At 40.7% G+C, this 24,143-nt stretch carries 13 protein-coding genes (1 of these 13 cut by a window edge); 4 read left to right on the top strand and 9 right to left on the bottom strand.

What is annotated here, in order from left to right:
* From GOP56_RS05370 to GOP56_RS05380, 3 genes are all read right to left on the bottom strand, one after another.
* Positions 1-10,139, bottom strand: partial view of a non-ribosomal peptide synthase/polyketide synthase gene (locus GOP56_RS05370; RefSeq protein ID WP_163244810.1) — the start only. Its footprint begins 26,434 nt before the window's first position; only the first 10,139 of its 36,573 coding nucleotides appear in the window; the start codon lies at positions 10,137-10,139; its stop codon lies off the left edge, out of view.
* Between the two features lie 529 nt (positions 10,140-10,668).
* Positions 10,669-12,459: an ABC transporter ATP-binding protein gene (locus GOP56_RS05375; RefSeq protein ID WP_163244813.1), complete on the bottom strand. Its 1,791-nt coding sequence runs from the start codon at positions 12,457-12,459 to the stop codon at positions 10,669-10,671.
* Positions 12,460-12,473: 14 nt separating this feature from the next.
* The gene (locus GOP56_RS05380; RefSeq protein ID WP_163244815.1) at positions 12,474-14,267 is read right to left on the bottom strand and encodes an ABC transporter ATP-binding protein; all 1,794 of its coding nucleotides are present in this window, start codon (positions 14,265-14,267) and stop codon (positions 12,474-12,476) included.
* A gap of 1,266 nt (positions 14,268-15,533) precedes the next feature.
* Between GOP56_RS05380 and GOP56_RS05385 the strand changes: the two genes are divergently transcribed.
* On the top strand, positions 15,534-16,040 hold the full coding sequence (locus tag GOP56_RS05385) for a DinB family protein (protein ID WP_254068625.1): 507 nt from the start codon (positions 15,534-15,536) through the stop codon (positions 16,038-16,040).
* A 193-nt stretch (positions 16,041-16,233) separates the two neighbouring features.
* Here GOP56_RS05385 and GOP56_RS05390 read toward each other — a convergent pair whose 3' ends face one another.
* From GOP56_RS05390 to GOP56_RS05415, 6 genes are all read right to left on the bottom strand, one after another.
* Positions 16,234-17,616, bottom strand: a complete 1,383-nt coding sequence (locus tag GOP56_RS05390; RefSeq protein WP_163244819.1) for a ribonuclease H-like domain-containing protein — start codon at positions 17,614-17,616, stop codon at positions 16,234-16,236.
* The gene (locus GOP56_RS05395) at positions 17,606-19,888 is read right to left on the bottom strand and encodes a DEAD/DEAH box helicase (RefSeq protein ID WP_163244822.1); all 2,283 of its coding nucleotides are present in this window, start codon (positions 19,886-19,888) and stop codon (positions 17,606-17,608) included. Before GOP56_RS05395 ends, GOP56_RS05390 begins: the two co-directional genes overlap by 11 nt.
* A gap of 186 nt (positions 19,889-20,074) precedes the next feature.
* Positions 20,075-20,503 carry an Rrf2 family transcriptional regulator gene (locus GOP56_RS05400; RefSeq protein WP_003336305.1) on the bottom strand — a complete coding sequence of 143 codons (429 nt, stop codon included), beginning with the start codon at positions 20,501-20,503 and terminating at the stop codon, positions 20,075-20,077.
* Between the two features lie 176 nt (positions 20,504-20,679).
* Positions 20,680-21,678: an inorganic phosphate transporter gene (locus GOP56_RS05405; RefSeq protein ID WP_003339551.1), complete on the bottom strand. Its 999-nt coding sequence runs from the start codon at positions 21,676-21,678 to the stop codon at positions 20,680-20,682.
* A 17-nt stretch (positions 21,679-21,695) separates the two neighbouring features.
* The gene (locus GOP56_RS05410; RefSeq protein ID WP_003336303.1) at positions 21,696-22,316 is read right to left on the bottom strand and encodes a DUF47 domain-containing protein; all 621 of its coding nucleotides are present in this window, start codon (positions 22,314-22,316) and stop codon (positions 21,696-21,698) included.
* A gap of 36 nt (positions 22,317-22,352) precedes the next feature.
* Positions 22,353-22,940, bottom strand: a complete 588-nt coding sequence (locus tag GOP56_RS05415) for a TetR/AcrR family transcriptional regulator (RefSeq protein ID WP_003336302.1) — start codon at positions 22,938-22,940, stop codon at positions 22,353-22,355.
* Between the two features lie 360 nt (positions 22,941-23,300).
* Here GOP56_RS05415 and GOP56_RS23770 point away from each other — a divergent pair, with 360 nt between their 5' ends.
* Genes GOP56_RS23770 through GOP56_RS24340 form a run of 3 tightly spaced genes read left to right on the top strand, consistent with a single transcriptional unit; the run spans position 23,301 to position 24,105 of the window.
* Positions 23,301-23,546, top strand: a complete 246-nt coding sequence (locus GOP56_RS23770; protein WP_068792339.1) for a hypothetical protein — start codon at positions 23,301-23,303, stop codon at positions 23,544-23,546.
* Between the two features lie 57 nt (positions 23,547-23,603).
* Positions 23,604-23,957, top strand: coding sequence for a permease (locus tag GOP56_RS05420; RefSeq protein ID WP_254068703.1), 354 nt, complete (start codon positions 23,604-23,606; stop codon positions 23,955-23,957).
* Positions 23,929-24,105, top strand: a complete 177-nt coding sequence (locus GOP56_RS24340) for a TIGR03943 family putative permease subunit (protein ID WP_371807988.1) — start codon at positions 23,929-23,931, stop codon at positions 24,103-24,105. Before GOP56_RS05420 ends, GOP56_RS24340 begins: the two co-directional genes overlap by 29 nt.
* Positions 24,106-24,143 lie beyond the last annotated feature (38 nt).

The raw sequence follows: 24,143 nt of genomic DNA on the forward strand, positions 1-24,143 counted from the left end.
ATAATGTGATTGATTAAATCCTGTTTTTGTTCTGTGAGCGCCTGTATATCATAGAGTGGATAGGTATCATACGCATTCGATGCCAATGCTTGCTCCTGAATTCTTCTCATTACCTGTGCAGCCGTTTCCTCTGCTTCACAACGAATACGGACCGGGATTGTATTAATAAACAATCCAAGAATGTTTTCAACGCCAGGAATGTCAGCCGGTCTTCCAGAAACCACACTGCCAAAGACGGCATCGTGGTGATTATTGTATTTCTGGAGCATAATTCCCCATGCAGTCTGCATCAACGTATTGATTGTTACTTGATTCTGCTTAGCTGCTTGATCCAATCTCTTCGTAAGTTCTTTACTAAATGTGAAGTGTAATTTGGTTGCCGCATAAGCTTTGTCTTCATTACCCTGCTTTCTATCATGTATCAGTAGGGTTTGTTGTTCATAGCCAGCTAAATACTCGCTCCAGTAACTAGCTGCACTCTCCTGATCTTGGCGTCCTAGCCATTCAATATAATGGCTATACGGTGTTAGGGCAGTATACTCAGGTTGTCTATTTTCCCGAATTGCATTGTATCCACCAAATACTTCCTTGACCATGATAGACACGCACCAGCCGTCCATCACGATATGGTGAAAACTCCAAATAAGGCGGTACTTTTCTTCCTCCATACGAAGAACGGATACACGAATCAAGGAATCCTTGGCTAAATCAAATCCTTTTGCCTTGTCTTCTCTCTTATAATTGGCTATATAGGAATTACGGGTTGCCGCATCCATTTCGCGTAGGTCCTCATAATAAAGTTCACCATTTTTATGACGATACACCACTTGTATAGGCTGATCTTTAAAGCCATTGTAAAAATTTGTCCGCAGTGCCTCATGCCGTTGTACCCATGCATCTAAGCTTTTAGCAAACGCGGTGAGATCAAAGCTTCCTGTCAAATCAAAGGATGTTTGCTCAAAGTATGCACCTGAATGAGGATTCATCAAGCTGTGGAAATACATTCCCTTCTGCATCGGGGTTAATTCATATACGTTCTCGATTTCACCCGTTTCTTTCATTCGTTCTACTAACTGATCAAGCTCTTCAATGCTTAGACCAGCTAATAAAACATCACTTGGAGTAAGCTCTGTGCTTTTTCTCGCCACGCAGTGTGTAATCACATTCTGTAGCGAAGACTGCAATAAGTTAGCTACTTCTTCCATTGTTTCTTTCTTGTATTCTTTCTTACTGTATCTGATGGTCATCTCCAAGCGTCCATTAGAAATCATGCCGTTTATATTTAAAGCGGTTTTCATTTCTAGCTGTTCACTTACAACATCTCCAACAGAATACGGTGATAATTGCATCTCATTATTTTGATAGTCCTGATCAAACTGCCCCAGGTAATTAAAGCTGATCTCAGGCTCTAGCTTGAATATTGGATTACCTTGCAGTGCTGATAAATACCTTAAGATGCCATAGCCAATTCCTTTGTTAGGAATCTGACGCAACCCTTCCTTTACTCCCTTAATTTGTTGAGACAGATTCTTATTGGCTTGTACCTCTACAACTACTGGATACTGACTTGTAAACCATCCTACTGTACGAGTGATATCAATATCCCGAACGATGTCCTCTCTACCATGCCCTTCAAGATTTACGAAGATTTGCTCCATACCTGTCCATGCATGGATTGTCATACCAAGTGCAGTGAGCAGCAGATCATTTACTTCTGTTCCATATGCGCGATTTGCTTGCTTTAGCAATTGTTCCGTTTCCTGTTCGGTCCATTGAACGGTAATCATTTCACTATCGCGAACCAGCTTCTTGGCTTGTACATGATCCTTAGGAAGTAATTGCATCTCCATTTGCTCTAGTCGCTGCCAGTACTTTTGTTCGTTCTCCATAGCCGCACTATTCGCATAAAGTGATAACTGTTCAGCCCATGTTTGGAACGAATCTGTTTTTTGTGGTAATTGAATGGCTGCCCCATTCATTGCTTGTTCATAGCCTGTAGCAAGGTCTTCGAATAAAATACGCCATGAAATTCCGTCTACTACCAAGTGATGAATAACCATTAATAAATGGTCTCCATCTGAGCAATGGAACAAACCTAGTTTCAGAAGCGGTCCCTCATTTATATTGATACTACTTTGAATTTCGGTTGCTTTCTTTTCAATCGCTTTGGAGCAATCCGTGTTTCCTTTGAGATCAATCACTTCTAGGGTATATAAATCCCCTTCATCCACTCCACGGTTTCGTGCTTCGAATCCACTCTCGGTCTCTTTAAATACCATTCGTAAGGCATCGTGATGAGAGACCAGCTTTTGCATAACCTCGCGAAGCGCAGACTCTGTAAAGCCTTGCTTACGATATAACATGTAGGCTTGATTGAAATGATGCGGTTCAACTGGCATCTGCTCAAAGAACCACCGCTGTATCGGGGTAAGTTCTACTTGACCTACTACTTCCCCTTGATCCGCCATTTTGCTAATCAGTTGGAGACGTGGGCTTAACATCTCTACAGTTGGATATTTAAACAAATCCTTCATTTCCAGCTTATATCCGGATTGAAGTAGGCGAGAAGAAACCTGGATTGCTTTGATAGAGTCTCCACCCAGATCAAAGAAATTATCCAAGATACCAACCTGCTGACTGCCTAAGATTGTTTTCCAAATAGATGCCAACAGTTGTTCGACTTCATTGCGTGGGGCTACATACTCAACCCCAGTGTCTACGTTTCCTTCTGGTGCAGGTAGCGCTTTGCGATCAATTTTTCCATTTGAGGTAAGTGGCATTTGCTCTAATTGCACAAAGTAGCTTGGTATCATGTAATTAGGTAATTCATGAGATAATTCGCTTCTAAGCTTGGCCATACTCAGCAGGCTTTCAGCAACAAAATAGGCACATAAATGCTTTTGTCCTGCCTCGTCATCTCTTGCGATGACAATAGCTTCTTGAACCGTATCTACCTTCAGTAGCTGCGCTTCAACCTCACCCAGCTCAATACGGTACCCACGGATTTTTACCTGATGATCAATTCGACCCAAATATTCAATGGTACCATCTGACATCCATCTAGCCAGATCGCCCGTTTTGTACATTCGTTCCCCTGCTCTAAAACGGCTGTTCACAAATTTTTCTTCAGTAAGCTCTGGGCGATTCAGATAACCCCGTGCTAACCCAACACCAGCAATGCATAGTTCGCCTGCAACACCGATAGGTAGCAAATGACCTTCTGCATCAACAATGTAGATGCGATGGTTCTTAAGAGGTCGACCGATAGGCACAACGTTTTCTGACATTGACTCGCGATCATAAGACCATACGGAAGAGCAAATTGTATCCTCAGTCGGACCGTAGGCATTGAAATACGACACGTGGTCTTTCCATTTCTGTACTAATTCAACAGAGGAAGCAGACCCAGCAGTGATCAGTGTTTTTAAGCTAGGCAGATTGCTTGGCTCCAGATATATTGCATAAGTAGGAGGCAATGCCGCGACAGTTATTTGATTGGAAGTAATATAGTCCTCGAACAAACGATAATTCATAATGATTGAGGTAGAAGGTATATATAGGGTTCCGCCACAAATAAAGGCTTTGAAAAATTCTGCGCACGCTGCATCAAATGACACGCTGGCAAACTGCACGATTCGATCATCCGCGCTAAGTCCCAAATTGTATTCAAAATACGTTTTTAAATTGCACAGACCATGATGCTCTACCATAACACCCTTTGGTTTACCCGTAGTTCCAGATGTGTATATGACATAAGCCAAATCATTTGGTCCAGTAATCGATTCAACATTGGTATCGTCTGCGTTATACACTTTCTCATCATCTAGCATTAGGAGTGTTCCATTAAAGGTGATTTGCTCCTGTAAATGGCTTTGGGTGAGCAACAGCTTAGCCCCGGAATCCTCCAGCATATAACGAATCCGCTCTTCTGGATATTCTGGATCAATAGGAACGTAGGCGCCTCCAGCTTTTAATACCCCAAAGATACCTATTATCATTTCTAACGAACGTTCTACCATGATACCGACTAGTTCGTTTTTCTGAATTCCCTCTGCTCGCAGAGTTCGAGCCAGTTGATTAGCTTTCGCATTCAATTCACGATAAGTTAATGGTTTTTCTTCATAAACAACTGCCACTTTATCAGGGTTTTTCGCTACGTGCTCTTCAAATAACTGGTACACGGTCTGCTCACTAGGATAGTCAGCCTGCGTATTATTGAACACATTGAGAATCTGCTCCTTCTCAATCGGTGTAACAGCTTCCAATTCATTTATACGGGCATCTGGATTTTCAATAATCTGCTCCAGCATTTGAACAAAGTGCATCGCAATTCGCTTAATGCCAGCTTCATCAAATACCTGTGCATTATAATCCAGCATAAGCTTCATCTCTTCGCCCGGCACGACAGCTATGTTTAAATCATAGTTTGTTTGTTCTGTTACTTTTACATCTGCAATTGTGAAGTTGGATTGTTTTCCAATCCCCAACTGCTCCATCTCATGATCGATCGGATAGTTTTCGAATATCATAATATGGTTAATTAAATCTTGTTTTTGTTCCGTCAGCCCTTGAATTTTATAGAGCGGATGCGTATCGTAAGCATGCGATTGCAGAGCTTGTCCTTGTACCTTTCGCAATACTTCACTTAGCGTATCTGTTCCCTCGCAACGAACCCGAACCGGAATGGTGTTAATAAATAAGCCAATGACACCTTCAATTCCTGCTATATCAGCTGTTCTTCCTGAAACGACACTGCCAAAAACAACATCGTGATTACCATTGTATTTCTGTAATAAAAGCCCCCATGCAGTCTGCATGAACGTATTAATTGTTACCTGATGCTGTTTAGCTACCTGATCCATTCGCTCTACAAGCGTCTTATCAAGAACGTTGATCACTTTCTTAGCAGAATAGCCTTCTTTATTTGGATGTTTTTCTTTGGGCAAAATCGTTTGACCCTCGTATTCTGCCAAATACTCACTCCAGTATCTCGTTTTCTCTTCTTCATTTTGATGCTCTAACCAATCGATATACTGGCTATATGGCGTTACAGCTTCCCATTTAGGTTGTCTATTTTGTAGGATAGCAAAATAGCCTTCAAACACCTCTTTGGTCATAATTGGCAGGCACCAGCCGTCCATCACGATATGATGGAAACTCCAAACAAAATGGTACGTATCCTCTGTCAATCGCAAAATGGATACCCGCATCAAAGAATCTTCTGCTAAATCAAACCCTCTGCTTTTATCCCTTTCGGCAAAGCTACTCAGATGTTCCTCACGTTCAGCTTCGCTCATTTCTCGTAAATCTTCATAATATAGTTCACTATTTTTCTGACGGAATACAACCTGAATAGGGTCATCTTTTAAACCATTATAAAAATTGGTTCTTAGCGTCGCATGCCTTTGGGTAAAGGTATCTAGACTCTTCCCAAAAGTGATGACATCAAAGCTGCCCTTTATAGTAAACGTTAATTGCTCAAAATACGCCCCTGAGTATGAATCCATCAGGTTGTGGAAGAACATTCCCTTCTGCATTGGTGTTAAATAATAAACATTCTCAATTTCACCAATATCTGCTGTCTGTTCTACTAATCGCTCAAGCTCTTCAACTGTCAGGTCTTTTAATAATAGGTCACTTGGTGTTAGCTCTACCTGTTCTTTTGTCACGCAATGGGCAATTATCTGTTGTAGGCTGGCTTGTAAGTGTTTTGCTAGCTGCTGCATCGTTTCGGTACGATATTCTTTACTGCTGTAACTAATCGTAAGCTTCAACGATCCATTGGTGACCATCGCATTCAAGTCAAGAGTATAGTTTCTCTTGGCCCGCGGACTCACAAATGCTCCACTTGAATAATGAGAAAGCTGAAGATCATTATGCTGTAAGTCCTGATCAAATTGCCCCAAGTAGTTAAAACTGATTTCAGGCTCCAAATTACTTATGTTCTGCTTCTCGGATTTATCCAAATATCGTAAAATGCCGTATCCTAAACCCTTCTGCGGAATTTGGCGCAACATTTCTTTGACCTGCTTAATACGACGAGAGATTTCCTGATCCCCATCCATTTGGAGCATGACAGGGTACAAGCTGGTAAACCAGCCTACCGTCCGAGTAACATCGATATCTTGATGAATCAACTCGCGACCATGGCCCTCTACATTCACCAAAAATTGATGATTGTCCGTCCAATCGTGTAATGCCATTCCTAACGCAGTAAGCAATAAGTCGTTAACTTCCGTGTTGTAGGCACGATTTGATTGTTTCAATAATTGTTCTGTATCTTGCTCAGTCCATTGAATTTCTACAATTTCACTATCCGCAATGACCGATTGTTCTTGGATAAAGTCCTTTGGCAAATCTATAGTTGTAACTTGTTCGATTTGCTTCCAGTAAGCTTTTTCACGCTGCAATTCATCACTTTTAGCATAATCAGAGAGTTGCTCTGCCCACTTTTGGAAGGAATCTGTCTTTTTCGGGAAGCTGATGGTTTCCCCTCGAAGTGCTTGTTCATAACCGCTCGCGATATCTTCGAATAAAATTCGCCAAGAAACTCCATCAACTGCCAAATGGTGAATAACAATCAGCAGGTGATCTCCTTCTTGACACTGGAATAGTCCCATTTTTAGTAATGGGCCTTCAGTCAGAGAAATACTGCCTTGAATTTCATTTACTTTCGTTTCGATGAGTCGGGCGCAGTCTATTTCACTTCTCAAATCTATTACTTCAAGACTATACAGCTCGCCCTCCTCTACCCCTCGATGCCACGTTTCATAACCATTTTCTGTTTCGCGAACAATCATTCGTAACGCGTCATGATGAATGGCGATCTTTTCCATGGTCATCCGAAGCAATGTTTCATTAAAACCTTTTTCCATGAAAAGCATGAAAGCTTGGTTATAATGGTGTTGTTCAACTAGTTTTTGCTCAAAGAACCAGTGCTGAATTGGAGTTAATAAGGTAGCCCCCACTACCTCACTCTGATCAGCAATCTTCGTAACTAACTGAATATGTTGGCTTAATTGGGCAATGGTTGGATAGGTGAACAAATCCTTCATTTCCAGCTTATAGCCTGCCTGAAGCATCCTAGAAGAGATCTGAATAGACTTGATAGAGTCTCCTCCCAGATCAAAGAAATTATCCAATACACTAATTTTCTTAGCTCCTAGAACAGCCTGCCAAATGGATACCAATGTCTGCTCTATAGCAGTGCGAGGTGCTACATACTCTACACCCGTTTGGATACTCTCCTCTGGTGCTGGTAGCATTTTACGATCAATCTTGCCATTTGGAGACAGTGGCATTTTATCCATTTGAACAAAATAGGATGGAACCATATATGTAGGTAATTCTCGGGAAAGGTCGGCTCTTAGCTCACCTACAGTCAGCTGCTTGTTCGCTACATAATAGGCGCACATTTGCTTTTGACCGCTTGCATCTTCTCTAACAATTACCACCGCTTCTTGTATCGCTTCTATTTTCAATAGCTGCAACTCGACTTCGCCAAGCTCAATACGGTAGCCACGGATTTTTACTTGGTGATCAATCCGACCCAAATATTCAATATTTCCATCTGGTAACCATCTTGCTAAGTCTCCCGTTCTATACATTCGTTCTCCTGGGGCAAACGGATTTTTCACAAATTTCTCTTCCGTAAGCTCCGGTCGATTCAGGTACCCTCTAGCTAAACCGACCCCAGCAATGCATAGCTCACCTGCTATCCCAATCGGTTGAAGGTTCACAGAATCAGCTTGGACGATGTAAAGTTGGGTATTATATATAGGTTTACCGATTGGAATTGCAGCTAGTTCCTCATCTGTATCACAATCAAAATACGTAACATCTACAGTAGCCTCAGTCGGTCCATATAAATTGATCAATCTAGCTTGACATACTGAAGAAATTGCTCGGCGGAATCTATCTACATGCTGTGGCGGCAATGCTTCCCCACTCGCAAAAACCTGACGTAAAGATTGAAGCTTTTCTTTTACAATCTCAGGTGATTGTTGCTCAACATAATCCAAGAAAGCGTGCAACATTGCCGGAACAAAATGCATTGTTGTAATGCGATGCTCGGCTATTGTCTTTAAGATTTGCTCAGGGTTCTTTTCTCCTCCTACAGATAATAGGCACATTTTGGAACCCACCATCGACCACCAGAATAGCTCCCATACTGATACGTCAAACGTAATCGCTGTTTTTTGCATAATGATGTCAGCGGATGAAATAGGGTATTTTGCATGCATCCACATCAGTCGATTTATAACTGAATGATGTTCTATCATAACTCCTTTAGGCTTGCCTGTAGAACCTGATGTATAAATAACATAGGCTAAGTGATTCGGACCATTTATCGCTTCCAAATTCGAACCATCTTGGTGATAGCTTTGAGCATCATTGATATCTACTATTTTCCCGGCAAAAGTTACTCGCTCCACCAAATGATTCTGGGTCAAAAGTAGCTTTGCATTTGAATCTTCTAGCATATAGCGGATTCTTTCCTCTGGAAATTCCGGATCAATCGGCATATATGCACCGCCAGCTTTTAAAATCCCAAAAATTCCAATCATCATCTCTAATGATCGTTCCGCCATGATTCCAACTAATTGATCGGCTACTACTCCTTCAGCACGTAGCTTTCGCGCTAACTGATTCGCTCTTTCATTTAGTTCCCGGTAAGTGAGTTGCTTCCCTTCGAAAATTACAGCCGCTTCATCGGGTATACGTGCTGCTTGTTCTTCAAACAGCTGATGAATCAACTTTTCCCGCGGATAGTCAACTAACGTATTATTAAATTCAGATAAAATGACATTCTTCTCTTCTTCACCAAGCAGGGAGATGTCTGCAATTTTTGAAGTAGGATGATGAATGATTGTTTCAATAATGGTAGAGAACTGTTGAACTAGTTGTTCCATCTCTTCATCTGTAAACAACTGTGCTCGATAGTTTAGTTGAAGATTAATCTTTTCATTATCTAATTCAATCACGTTCATCTCAAAGTCATTGATCACGTCTCCACAAAAATTTTCAACAACTTCGACTTTCACATTTTCATATTGCGGATAATCCATCGCCCGGTACTGTACAGATACGCCAAAGAGACGTTGAAGATCCTTATGCTGATGCGTTTCTCGCACGTCTTGCATCATTTGATTGTATGGGAACCTTTGATGGCGTAGGATCGAAATCTGCTCTTTAGATACGGCTTGCAGAAGCGCTAGTAGGTCCATGTCAGGATCTACAAATACTCGTGTAGGTACTGTACTAACGAACATTCCTACCATTTCTTTTTCCTTTTTGGTTGTTCTATTTGCATAGAATGTACCAATAGAAACATCATTCTGCGCTGTCTTTTTATGCATATAGATGTACATCGCAGTCATAAAGACTGTTAACATACTGCTATTTGTTTGTTTGCAAAAATCGTACAGGCTATGATACAAACTGTCTTCCAGGATTATATTTTTTCGTATACCAGCAGTGCTTTGAGTAAACGGATTATATGATTTAAACCCTATCACTTCAGGTAAAGTGCTAAATTTATCAACCCAATACGTCTTATCCTTTTGATAACGCTCTGATTTCTCGTAGTCCTGCTCCGTTTGTATAAAGTCGAAGTAAGCATGATTTGCAGCTATTTCTAAAGGCTCACCATTTGCAATCTGAGAATAGCATTTGTTCACTTGATTCATGAACATATTTGCAGAGATTCCGTCGCAAACAATATGATGAATTTTGAGGTTATACCAATATTCTTGATCGCTAATCTTGCAGATGGTGAATGTATACAACTCCGAATGGAAAAGTTCAAAAGGTGTACGATTATGTTCATCCAGCCACTTCAATGCTTGAGCTTCCCCGTCAACACCAGAAAAATCTAAACATTCGAACTCTTTATCACTATGCTCCTCCACATATTGCTGAGGAAATCCATTTTGAGAAGTTAATTGAATCCGGAGGGAATCATGCAGTCCAATAACTGTATTTAGAGCTTGTTGCAGGGCACTTAGATTGATATTTCCTCTCAGTTTAGTGATCGATGAAATCGACGACACACCCGTATTTGGAAAAAGTAATTCGGAGTACCAAATCCTTTGTTGAGGCTGAGTCAACGAAAATAATTGAATCAAATCCTTATTCATATTGCTGCACCTCTTGTTAGACATTATAGTTTCTTATAAAAAATACTATGATTGCTTACTATGTGGATGCGACATGCTGCAGGGTTTGACTGTATGTTAGGAAAAATTAACGTAATCTCTATTACGGGAGTTATGTCTTGGGATGTAGGAAATGTTTGAGGAAAAATCGTAAGTTATGAAGAGGAACCATCATGATGTGAAAGATTTTTTATTTATGGATAAAGTTAATACATATGCACCATCACCTCTTTGTTCAAGGATAATTGAAACGGTAGTATGCTACCATAATTAGCCTCCTCTCTTTATACATAACATATTTTTTCAGCAAAAAACGTGAAACTACTGTATATAGCACAATCGCATATTTCACAAAAATATATTTTAATAACAAATAAACATTCGAAACTTATTATAACATATCAGTATTATTCTTCCATCTGTTTTTTTGTAAATTTTATGAACTTCACTTAATATCTCAATGAATCCTAAGATGAAAATATGTAGAAATCCTAAACATGATCGCACTGTATTAGTAGATCGTGATAGCTTCGTTAGAATTGTTTTCCTCTGCAAATAAACGTTGGTACGGGCCTTCTTTCGCTTTTATCTCATTAGGTGATCCATGATCCACAATAGCCCCCTGTTCCATCACAAAAATGACATCTGCAATTTCTGCTGTTTGCCTTTGATGTGTTACGATCATCACCGTACGTTGCCCCTTTAATGCACGAATCGCTTCCCGCACACATGTTTCTGAATGTGAATCTAGAGCAGACGTAGGCTCATCAAATAAAACAATGGGAGTTTTCGATAGTAAAGCCCGGGCAATGGCAATTCGCTGGCGTTGTCCTCCTGATAAACGTGCCTTGTCCTCTCCAATTCTTGTTTTGTATCCATCAGGTAGCTCCAGTATAAACTCGTGCGCAAATGCCGCCTTAGCTGCGTCAACAAGCTCTTCCATTTCTGCATCTGGTCTCCCGAATCTAATATTTTCTTCAATCGTGCCTTCAAATAAATGCGGTTCCTGAGGAACGTAGGCTATCAATTCCCTCACCTGTGTAAGCGTGTGAGCTTTTCCATTTTTAGCAAAGTAATAAATATCCCCTTCCGCAGGGGGATAAAATCCTAAAAGCGCTTTTAATAACGTACTTTTACCAGAACCACTTGTTCCGACAACCGCAGTTAGTTCACCGGCCCCAACCGAAAGAGAAACATGATTTAATACCTGATTCATGCCGCGTTGTAGGACAACATCGTGTAACGAGAATGCCTCGGTAGATGAGCAACTTTTGACATGATTGGACTGTTTTTCAGATTTTTCACGAGAGATGACCAGATCAATTTGTTCAACAGGGTGATTCAATAGACCATACACTCTAGCTGAGCCCGATAAGGAATGTTGCAGGGAAGCAATAATTCTGCCAAACTCTAGGAAAATAAACACCATAGTCGTCTGTAACTGCACTAGTTGTCCCAAGACACCTAATTCATTTTTGGTATAGATAAACAACCCAACAACTAACATACCGCCGAACATCACAAAACTAAACAAAAAATTGATAGCATCTAATAGCCCTGTCTTAAAGCCCTGGCTATTTGCGGTTTGTGTTAGCTCCTTATTTGTATCAGCTAGGTCCTCTCTAACCTTATTCCCGGCAGAAAAGGTTTTAATAATAGGCAATCCTTCTATAAAACCGGCTATCTTTGCTGTTATTTCTCCCAATGTAGCCTGAAGTCGATCATTTGTCTCCCTCAACGGCTGAACAAACCGAATATTTACAAACGTGATGCCAAGTCCTAGCACGATAAAAATGAGAGAGAATCTCCAATCCATGATCAGCATTGTGGTAGTTACCATCACCAAAGTCATCACATTTTGCAAAATATTGCGCATACTTTCTCCATATGCCTCTTCCATGTTGTGTGCATCGTTAATGATACGTGATACCATTTCACCAGGATGATTAGCTTCAAAATAAGAAACGGGCAGTTTGGTAAGATGTTCGTACAGCGTTACTCTAATATCGGCCATCGTCTTTTTTATGATTCGTTGCAGACTATAGTGAATAAAAGGAACTGCTGCACTAAAAAAAAGAAAGGTTAGACTTATCAGGATGGAGGATCGAACCAATGACTCTACGCTGCCATTTACTGATGCCGTAATTAGTTCGTTGAGCGCAAAGCTGATCGCGACTGGTAATGCCCCCATGATGGTGCAGTCAGCCAGTAAAGCGAATAGATAAGCTCGCCGTCGTGATTTTAGAAATATTAGCATATCCTTCCATTCCAAATAGGCCTTTTGAAGTCCGTGTAATCCCATTGTATTCCTCCCATTTACTTCACTGAAAGGCTAGGCTGTATGAGATAGTGATCCTGAACCTGTGGATCGTAGAGCTTTCGATACAATCCGTTTGCCTTCATTAATTCGCGATGGGTTCCCCGTTCTACAATATTTCCACGATCCAACACCCAGATTTCATCACAATGTCGAATGGAAGAAAAACGATGTGCCACCATCACAACGGTCTTTTTTTCTAAAAGCTTTTTAAGTCCTTCTTGGAACAAAAACTCTGATTGAGCATCCAAAGCCGAAGTAGGCTCGTCCATGATAATAAAGGGCGCATTCTTTATAAAAGCGCGGGCAATGGCTATCCGTTGTTTTTGACCACCAGATAATTGGAAGCCTCCCTCACCCACAACAGTTTGATAACCCTGAGACAATCCGGAAATAAATTCATGTGCATTCGCTAGTTTAGCTGCTTCTACAATTTCTTCAAGGGTTGCATCTTCTTTTCCAAAGGCAATATTTTCTGCAATTGACTTAGAAAACAAAAAGACATCCTGTGGGACATACGCAATAAAGGATCGAAGCGAAGCGATATCCCAATTTTGTGAATAAGAATTATCGCCTTTGACCCGGAAGTGTCCCGTATTTGGAACATAAAGGCCGCAAAGTAGTTTCACAATCGTTGATTTTCCGCCTCCGCTTGGCCCAACAATCGCGATATGCCTGCCCGTTTTTAGCTCAAAATCTAAATGATGTAACACGGGAGGTTTTTGTTCATCATATGTAAAGGAAATTTGGTTGAATTGTAAACAAAAATCTTTCGCTACATGATCCTTAGGTATCTCTGTGGGAATGATTTCCTCTTCAGGTAAAGACAGAATCTCCCCCGTACGTCTATACGATCCTAGTGCTTGTTGAAATTGAATGATTAATTCGGGAAGCACTGAGACTGGCTGTATAATATGTCCCAAGAAATAAATAAAGGCGATTAACTCCGCTGGTTTCAATTCCTGATGGGCAATTAGATAAGCTCCAAACAGAATACAAAACACCAGCGGACTTGACATAAATATAATATGCAGCGGATTTAGCCAAGCATGTCTGCGTTCAATTTTTAAATTCAGATGTAGCATTTGTTCAATTGCCGTTTTGAATCTTCGAAAGAAAGCTTCATATAAATGAAACACTTTAATGATTGGAATTCCTGAGATAGTATCTTTCATAATAGAGGCTGTACGACCGACCTGCTGTTGTAGTTCGTAGGAGTAGGCATTTAGAGGTTTGCTTATCATAGCTGCAAAAAGTAATGCAAATGGAACCAAAGACAAGCTAAAAAGGATAAGTTTCCAGCTAATCAAGAAAAGGTAGACAAAAGCAGCGATAAACATAAGAGGCTCAATGATTAGTTTTGGAAAGTGTTCAGTCAAAAATCGTTGTACAATCGTTAAATCATTGGAGAATCGGGATAAAAGATCCCCAGTGCTGTATTTTTCTACAGAGGCAAAGGAAGCACGCTCTAATTTTTCGGCAAAGCGATTTCGCAAATCTCTGATAATGGAAGCACTAAATTTCGTAGACAACCATTTCACAAAAAAGTGAGCAATCATCCCGATCATGACACAAATCCCAAACACATACAATAAAGTGCTCATATGATCCTGAGTGTCAACGATAGAATACGAAACCATCTGCTGAATATTGTATCCAATCACAACTTCTACAAGAACAGCTACAATGCTACAGATCACAATTAGTACCAGTAAATACCAATATGTAAAAATTGTTGCTACTATTTTTCCCCACATTGATTCTTGTAATTGACTACGTATTCTTTTTATCAAGTTGTTCTCTCCCCAAGATTTCCCTGATTTTTGTTACCTGTAAATAAGAGTACACTATTTTTTAGCAGTTGTTTAGTTAATTTTTTACAAACTTTCTTCAAATTTTAAATTAAGCAATTTTTTATACCTACCCTTCTTTCCTTTCAAAAAGGTTTATTGGTAAAAAATAGTTACCTAATGTTAGTAATGTTGCATAGTCGTAAAGTTGGCTAACTCAGATTAAGGGGAGGATGTTGGCAAAGAAGGTTTACTTATCGTGCCTATGCTTGTTTCATTATTTGAAATTTGATTCTCTCGGTCATGCGCCTTTTCGTCACAAATTATACCGGCTTCATCCAGTTGAAGTAGAACAGATTATAGAAGATAACGAAGAAGAACAGTTTATAGCTTCTTCGCTATCAAGCATGAGTGCTGAACAGATTTGTCACACATAAAATCTTGCTCGTATTGCAGGTCATCATGGAAAGCTGTATGCCAGGAAAAAGTGACAGTCTACTCGTAACAAAATAAGCTACGATGCCAAAAAAAGCCCGGCCATCATACCAAGCTTCTCGACGTGAACAAACTCTCATTTCTTTATGACCTGTTATGGGTTTGTTTTTATATTGCATGCTTTAAACCATTCTTTACTTATAAAAGAAATAAAAGAAAATTCCCAAAAAAATAACGGTGCATATGACGTAAAACATTGTTAATCTGGTCAAATTTCTTTTTGTCTTCGTACCATAATTATGATCCTTTGGCTTTATCCCTACCAGGATAGTCCCAATGGCAGCTACCAATACGATCAAAAAAATGAAAGGTATGAGATAAGTCATTCGTTTCAACTCTTTCTGCCGTTTTATTTATCATAACTCATGATTGTAATAGTCGCGACCATCCACTTTCCGTTTATTTTGCCCATCCAGTTCATTAAGCTTGTGATTACTTGTTTGATTTCTTTTGCTTCTATTGTTACATGATCGAGTCTGAGAGCGATTTTGAAGCCACTTCTTATCTTCCTCTGCTAATTTCCTAACGAGTATTTTTCGCTTTGCAAAATCCCTCTTACGGATTAGACACAGTATTATCGCAAACGAATACATGCCTTGTAAAACTGCACCGCACCTTCTATGGCATCACATACCCAATATTCCCCCTGAAATTCTGCATAGTTCTGATGATTTATTTCAAATTCCGAATCAGACCAAAGAATTTGCGGAAACCACTAAAAACGATGGAAAGACGCCCTGACTTAGCTATATAATTGAAAAGAGGAAATGTTGAATGAAAGGGGTAGATTATATGATACCGAAAGACGATTTACTATCAAATTTCGAAGGTGTTCGTAAACGAACCTTGAAATCTTTAGCGGCAATACCTGAGCAAGTCATCGATTGGCGTCCAGACGATCACAAATTTTCTTTTGGTGATATCGTCCGGCATTTGGGCTCTGCAGAATTAATGTTTTATCATGCGATTATACATAATGAATGGAAGTATTGCGGGCATGAACCCGATAAAGGTCGGAGTATGGAGGAAGCTATCGGTTATTTACAGAATTGTCACAATACCGTTCTAGCAGGTCTTCATCAGTTAGAGCCTGAGCAACTAACCAGAAAGGTGAAAAACCTCTTAGGCTATGAAGTCAGTGCCTGGAGAATCATAATGGCAATGGCTGAACATGAAATTCATCATCGAGGTCAGCTTTCTGTATACATGCAGGTAAATCATATTGATCCCCCACAAATATTCGGCTTGAAAATCGAGCAGGTCCCTAACCCAAGAGATTAGAAAGTGTTATTCCTTAATAACCTGATACCCTCGTAGGAAAATAACGAAATGAAAAATTGAGGTTGCTATAGCATTGGTCTTCTCCATCTCATAAAAAAAGACATTCCCACCAGTGCAATTACAGCCGACTGAGGAAACGTCCTTTGTTAAACCATATAAATTGATAAAATGACAGCACATTCCTAGCCCCAATTCATCTTGTAGCCTCTTCATCAAACAAGCTCTCGCTCACCTGCTCTAGCTTTTTCTCTAAGCGCAAAAGCCTTTTTTCATACATTTCGCGTTCTGATTTATTCCTTTGCCGCAGATATGACGTTTTCTTTTGCCAGCGCTCGAAGGCCATTTTGGTATACGCATATGCCTTGTCATATTCTTTTAATTGATGCTCACAAATCTTGGCTGCCTCGATACAAATCTCTTCAGTACCCCATTCTTTGTCCTGTAAGCAGGCGTCATAGCAATAAAGAGCCTTACTCCATTCCTTTTGACGCTTAAATATATGTCCTAGCGCAGCTTTTGCCCGCCCAGCATAAGGATGCTTGCTACGAGCCACTTCCTTGTAATGTGACAGAGCCAATTGCTCTGATCCGATCGCCTCATACCAGCGTGCCACTTCATATCGCTCTTCCATAGACATCGTAACAGACTCTGCAGACAACAGCATATAAGAGATATGAATATAGAGGGTAATAAGGGATAGTACATCCACTTCATTATGCTGAAGTACACCAGCAATATGTTCTGGATTCTGCTCTCTGACGTACTCAAAATATAGCATTGGAGCTAGTGAGCCAGGTATGTCTTCCAAGCGCCTGATTCCTAGCTTTTGTTGTTCTACGATCGATAAGCGACAAGAAACGAGTTCATTTTTCCATAGTCTTCTCGCCCCATGCAACAAATCGATGTGACCAAACACAGGTAAGGCTGGCACATCGTTTCGTACCAGCGTATGTCGTGTTTTTACCTGAGGCCAATCAAACGCTTTTCCATTATAGGTAACAAGTTGCTTGGATTCTTTTACATCTGCTAAAAATGACTGATACAACGTAATTTCCGAAAAAGGATCGGTTAAAAAATGCTGACGAACGACCACCTCGTCCTGTTCCCATTTACTATAACCCAATAAGAAGATGGTATTACCCACCCCACCATGTAAACCAGTTGTTTCTGTATCAAAGAATAGTAAATCCTCTGGGCGTTTGTTAGCAGCAGACAGAGGATGCTCCATGCCGCTTTCGTTCCATTTGTCAATAACATCAAGTAACGCCGAAAATTCATAGTTCCCGTGAATCATGTCTAAGGGATAACGAACTTCTCGTACCATAGCGTACTCCTCTTCGCCAAAGAATGGTTTGGCTTGAAGACGTCGCCATGTATCTGCATAAGGTATCTGGATTTGGGGTGATTCATAAACGCTTCGTTTACAGTCCGACTGCTCTGGTCTTTGTAAGCTGGACGCAGATATATCACTCTGTTGTTTGGGCTCTGCCTGCTTTTCCTGCCGATCTGCTTGCTCGTTATTACTTTCGAGTGTCAGATGCTTTTTCATTCGTTGCAATTTATTTTTAAGAGACAAACGCTACTCCCCCTTGCGCCACTCGCAATAGAGATAGTGCTAGCTCTTTTCCATCCCGCTCCACATAGCCAATACACGAAGGACATCCCGACGCACATGGACATGAGCTAATCATCTCTTCTGCTTTAGCAAGTATGGTTTCCATCTGGTGATACACCTGTTCGCTAAGGCCAATGCCACCTGGATATCGGTCATAGAAGAATATCGTTGGTTGATTCGAATGGACAGCTTTTCTCTGTGAGATTACATGCAAATCTTTCGGATCACACATCACCCATAAAGGAGCAACGTGTTGCAGCACATGTCCTGCCCCAACCAGCCCAAGCTCTACCTCCTCTTGACCAATCGTTTGTAAAATAGATTCCGGAAAACTAATCCAAGCTGCATTCGTGTGCAATTCTTCTTCTGGTAAATGTATCGGCCCGGATCCGATGTTCTCATGGGTCTCGAACTTAATTTTCTTAAAAATCGTAGCCATTGCATTAACCGCTACTTCCCCATAAGCCAATTCAGTCTCGTTCTGCTTCCGTGTAAAATCTGACTCTAGAACCTTTAACTGGACCGCTACATTCGCATCTGTGTAATAATCGACCTTCACCTCGCGAATATAGGCCTTTTTCTCTTCATAATCCAGCTTTTCTACTTGATACTGCACCCCCTGATGCAGATAAATCGCTTCCTCATGCAACAATGTCATCGAACTGAAACGATCCATTTCTCCAATGACCTTTTCCTGTCCACGCTCGGTAATATCGACAATCACCACATTCTCCTGTGAAGCAGATCGCAAGCTGATGTTATGAGCTGGAAAAGAATCGTTCATCCAGAACCACTTCCCCTTTGAGAAGTGCAAGATCTGCTCCTCCGTTAAAAATTCTAGAATTTCTGCTATTTCTGCCCGCCCAAAAGTATCTCCTGTCGTAAAAGGCAGTTCATATGCTGCACACTTCATATGATCCACAAGAATGATTAGATTGTCAGGATTAATACGAGCTGACTCCGGATTTCGTTCAAAGAAATACTCTGGATGCAAAATAATGTACTGGTCAAGTGGAGAAGAGCTTCCAACCATAACCACGACAGACTCATCCTGCCGACGTCCGGCTCTTCCTGCCTGCTGCCAGGTACTAGCCACGGAACCAGGATATCCTGTAATCACACATGCCTGTAATTGGCCAATGTCTACACCTAGCTCTAGTGCATTTGTGCTAACCACCCCGACAATATCACCTTGTCGCAATCCTCGTTCAATTTGTCTCCTTTGTGTTGGTAAATATCCGCCTCTATAGCCTTGAATTGTTTTGGGCCCCAGTTTTTTTCTAATCAGCTCCTGTAAATAGGTCAAAAGTATCTCTACACGCACACGGCTTCTCGCAAATAAAATTGTTTGCACTCCATTTGTTAGAAAAGTAGATGCTATGTCCCGCGCTTCTAATGTTGCACTCCTACGAATATTTAGCTGATGATTTACAATAGGTGGATTGTAAAATATAAAATGCTTCGTTCCTGCCGGAGCTCCATTGTTATCTACAAGTTCCATCTGTTCCTCTGTGATTTGTTCTGCTAATTGCACTGGATTCGCAATAGTGGCAGAAGTACAAATGAATTGTGGATGAGAACCATAATATGCGCATATACGTTTTAACCGTCTGATCACATTGGCAACATGGCTCCCAAATACACCGCGGTAGGTGTGTAGCTCATCAATTACCACATATTTCAAATGTTCAAAAAAAGCGACCCATTTCGTATGGTGAGGCAGGATCGCAGAATGTAGCATGTCCGGGTTTGTAATGACAATATTGCCGGCCTTGCGGACCATTTGCCGTATAGCAGCAGGCGTATCACCATCATAGGTCTCCGATTTAATGCTTAGTCCCATATCATTGATCAATTCATGTAACTCACTCTTTTGATCCTGAGCAAGGGCTTTAGTAGGAAACATGTATAGTGCCCTCGCTTGCGCATCATTAGCCAACGTTTGCAAAATTGGCAGGTGGTAGCACATGCTTTTTCCTGAAGCGGTTGGAGTCACAGCCACAATATGCTTCCCATCCTGAATATGGCGAAAGGCTGTTGCTTGATGTGTATATAAAGATGAAATCCCTCGTCTACTCAAAGCTTGAGCAATCCGTTCATCTATTTGCTCTGGAAATGGTACTACCTGTGGATCGCGAGGCGGAATCGTTGTCCAGTTAACGATGTTTTGTTTCATCCGCTCATCAGAGCGAAACTCTTCTAAAAGTTCCGCCATAGTTTTCTTTCGTAACATGTATTGATCACCCTCTTCTTTTCTATTGTACGTAGAGTGTCAAGGGAAAAAAAGCTCTCTGCCCTTCCTGATATGTGCAGATTTCGCTGATTAGAAAAAGCTAAAAGCTAACAATCTTTCTCTTCAGACCGATCGCTAGCTTTCAATGAACAATATATTGAGACTCCTCATACTCGACGACGAGGTCTATTCTGTCACATTTTTACCCATACCCATTCCACTTAACACATCTGCTACGGTTTTGTTTGCCAATTCTTGCTCCATCGCCTGCTGGGCACCTAAAAAAACATCAGTCAGGGTGTGTTGAATCTGCCTTCCGATTGGACATGCTGGATTGGGCTCCTCATGAATTGCGAATAGCTCATCAGGGCTTTGTACTGCTTTGTAAACATCAAGAAGAGTTATTTCTTCTGGACTTTTGGTTAACGTCGATCCTGGGGACCCGACCTTAGACTCTATCATTCCTGCTTTTTTTAACATGCTGCTAATACGGCGAATTACTACAGGATTTGTATTTACACTCCCAGCAATATAAGCTGATGTAGCCTGTCCACAGGGAGTGGAGGCTACTATTGAAAGGATATGAATAGCTACTGCAAAACGACTATTTACCATCTGCGTTTTCCCCCCTATTCTATGATTAGATAGTCGCTACCCCTACTTTATACCTTTTTTGCCACAAAAAAAACACCTAAAAGATATACCTCAAGGTACATGGAGAGGGTAGCATTCAAACAGACTCTGTCCTTGATGAACATGATCGGTTTCCTTTATCTTTTAGGTGTATTCTTTTACACAAATAGCATGACTACCTTGTATAAACATGCTGACAAGAGTGCGGTAATCGGCATAGTGATTATCCAAGTAAACACGATCCGTCGTGCTACTCCCCACTTTACGTCTTTCACACGCTGTGCTGATCCTACCCCCATAATGGATGAAGAGATGACATGTGTTGTACTAACAGGCAAGTGTAGGAAAGTAAATCCAAAAATGATAAAGGCTGACGACAAATCTGCTGCCGCACCGCTAACCGGTTTCAATTTGGTAATTTTGCCTCCAACTGTTTTAATAATTCTCCATCCGCCTACCATGGTACCAAGTCCCATTGCTAATGCGACAGAGACACGAATCCAGGTTGGAATGTCTGTAGTTGTCTGGAAGCCTGCTGTGATCAAAGCCATCGTCATAATCCCCATGGTTTTTTGTGCATCATTAGTTCCATGGCTAAATGATTGCAAAGCAGCCGTCATGATTTGAAGAATGCGAAATCCCTTGTTCGTTTTAGCCAGATTAGAATTGCGAAATACTACCTTGAATAAGGACATAACTAAAAATCCAATAATCAGTGCTGCAACAGGGGAGATGAGCAATGCTTCCAATATCCGAATAAACCCTGAGTAATTTAAGCTCCATAAACCTTCTGAAACGATAGCAGCACCAGCAATCGAACCAACTAGCGCATGGGAAGAACTACTAGGTATGCCATAGTACCAGGTAATTAGATTCCAAGCTATCGCACCAATAAGGGCGCATAAGAGGACGATCGAACCATTTTCAAGAGAAAAAGGATCGACAATATCTTTTGTAATGGTTTGAGCTACACCTGTAAACAATAAGGCACCAAAAAAATTCATCAATGCTGCCATCACAATTGCTACTTGGGGAGGCAATGCTCTTGTAGAAACGGAAGTGGCAATCGTATTGGCTGTATCGTGAAACCCATTAATAAAGTCAAAAGTTAAACCCAGGATGATGATGCAAACCAAAATAAAAAGTACACTATCCATCATGGAACCCCTTTTCTTTAGACATTTCTCATGATGATCGTTTCCAGTGCATTGGCTACATCCTCACAGCTATCTGCAACGCCTTCGAACATCTCATAAATCTCTTTATACTGCATAATGGCAATCGGGTCTTTTTGAGAAGCAAAAAGCTGACGAATACTTTTATCTAATACGGCATCCGCTTTTGATTCTAGATCGTTTATTCTTACTACATAAGGATGAATCTCGTTCATTTTCTTCTGGAACAACAGATCGGTCGCTCCTGCAATCTCCTTAGTAGCTGCCAGCAATAGAACCGTAAACTCCTTCATGTGCTCGTCCCACTTCTGGATATTATAAATCTCCAAGCGAGAGGAAAGCTCCTCAAAACCATCTAGTACGTCGTCTAGCTTCACAGCCAATGCCAAGATGTCTTCGCGCTCAATAGGTGTGATAAATGCCTTGTTTAACTCCATAATTACTTTATGTATGTGTGTATCTGCCTTATGCTCGTAGTCTTTCATGACACTAGAGAAGGTAACCAGATCTCCATCGTTCTTCTCAGGAAATTGAGCAAAATACTGAGCAGACTCCTCAATTATACTTACAATCTGGCTTAACGTACTAAAAAATTTATCGTCCTTTGGTCTAAAAATCATAAATGCTCCTCCTCTTTCTCCAAATCTCGTGCAAAACTATTCAGAAGGAGTCCCAGGTGATATCCCTCGGATGAATGTGTTTATAGTATGGTGCATTATTTCTTGCTCATTCAACGTAATTAACGAACGACACAAACTGAATCGCATAAAAAAGTAGCCCGTCGTGAGACAAATAAATAATTCTGCCGTAGCAACACAATCAATATCAGCTATCTTACCCTTTTCCTTCATTTTAGCAAAATAATCAGTCAACATTTGTTTAAACTGATTTGGCTGGATCGAGATTTTTTTCACAAGCTCAGCAAACACAGTCGGGTCACGAAAACTAATTGAAATAATATCCTGCATCTCAGTAAGTTGCCGCAAAAAATATTGGCCGATATGTAACAGGTCCACTTCCAGTTCCCATGTGAAGTAATCTCTTATGATGTCCATCTGAAAAGTGTGCCTTTGCACGATCATTTCCATAATTTTGTCTTTACTGCCAAAGTTCCTAAAAATCGTCACTTCATTGACTCCGGCTTTTTCGGCAATTGCTTTTGTAGTCGTAGCTCTGTAGCCCTGTTCCTTTAACAAGTCTATCGTAGCCTGCAGAATTTTATCATTTGTCGATTCTTTCCTCATCTCTTTTCACCCTAATTTTATGAATGCAAGCACTTACTTGCAAAGAAAAGTATAGTTCACAGACAGAACAGATGTCAATTTGTTAGAAAACTTAGCTGTGTCAGAAATGAAAAAGATAGAATTGGCTTTTATACAAACAGTTTTTTCCCCCTCAAAATAGTCTTCGCGAGCTCCGAACCTATTCCCTTCTGTACCAGCTTATATGCAGAAAAATTTTCCGAAAATAAATCGTAATGATTTCGATTTATCTGGTATAGTTATGACTATGAGCAGAACTGAACATGTCAATGAAATATTTATGTACTTATGAATTGTTGGATGGATGTTCCTTCGCAAAAATACCTGTACAGGAGGTTTTACATGCTCGCAAAATTTCGTACGATCACATTGGAATTAGGCTTTGTGCTCATCATCGGAGCCTTTTTATACCTATTTTTGTCGGGTGATCAGCTCACTCCCTTTCTTCCTGCCCTACTCTCTTCCCCACAGCTATTAGATGTAAAAACGCTTTTCTTTAGCATTTTGCTAGAAGCCATTCCCTTTGTGTTGATTGGTGTGTTTTTTTCTGCATTATTACAAACCTTCGTTCGTGACGAAACTGTTTGAAACTGGACACCTAAGCACCCATTAATAGCTATCCCTTTCGCTACCCTGCTAGGATTTATTTTTCCTGTCTGTGAATGTGCCATTGTACCAATTGTGCGCCGGTTGATTCATAGAGGTATGCCTGTTTATGTGGGAATGGTTTTCTTATTAGCAGGTCCAATCATTAATCCTGTTGTGATGGCAGCAACATATACAGCATTTCCTATTGATCCGCAGATGGTATTATATCGAACGCTGTTTGCCTTTATCGTTGCGACAGTGGTAGGTATTGTTCTCTTTTTCACACAAAAAGTCACCTTCTTAAAGCTAGGGAGGGAATATGAGATAACTCACGAACAATGTATCCTGCTGTATAGCAGACGCACAGGTATCCGGAATTCTTATCCAATCGCCCACTGCCAAGGAATTTAAGACAGATAGCTGGGTAAAGGTGGAGGGAACATTAGGCATGACAACATTTGAAGGCAATGAACTTCTCGTTTTACAGGCTCAGCAAATCTCACAGGTACCAGCACCAAAAGATCCTTACGTCTACTATTCTGCTCTCCCTAACAGCTAGATTTATGAAATATTTTATTTTTTACAATTTTTAGGTTT

The organism is Brevibacillus sp. 7WMA2, from assembly GCF_010748895.1.
In the GTDB taxonomy this organism is placed as follows: domain Bacteria; phylum Bacillota; class Bacilli; order Brevibacillales; family Brevibacillaceae; genus Brevibacillus_B; species Brevibacillus_B halotolerans.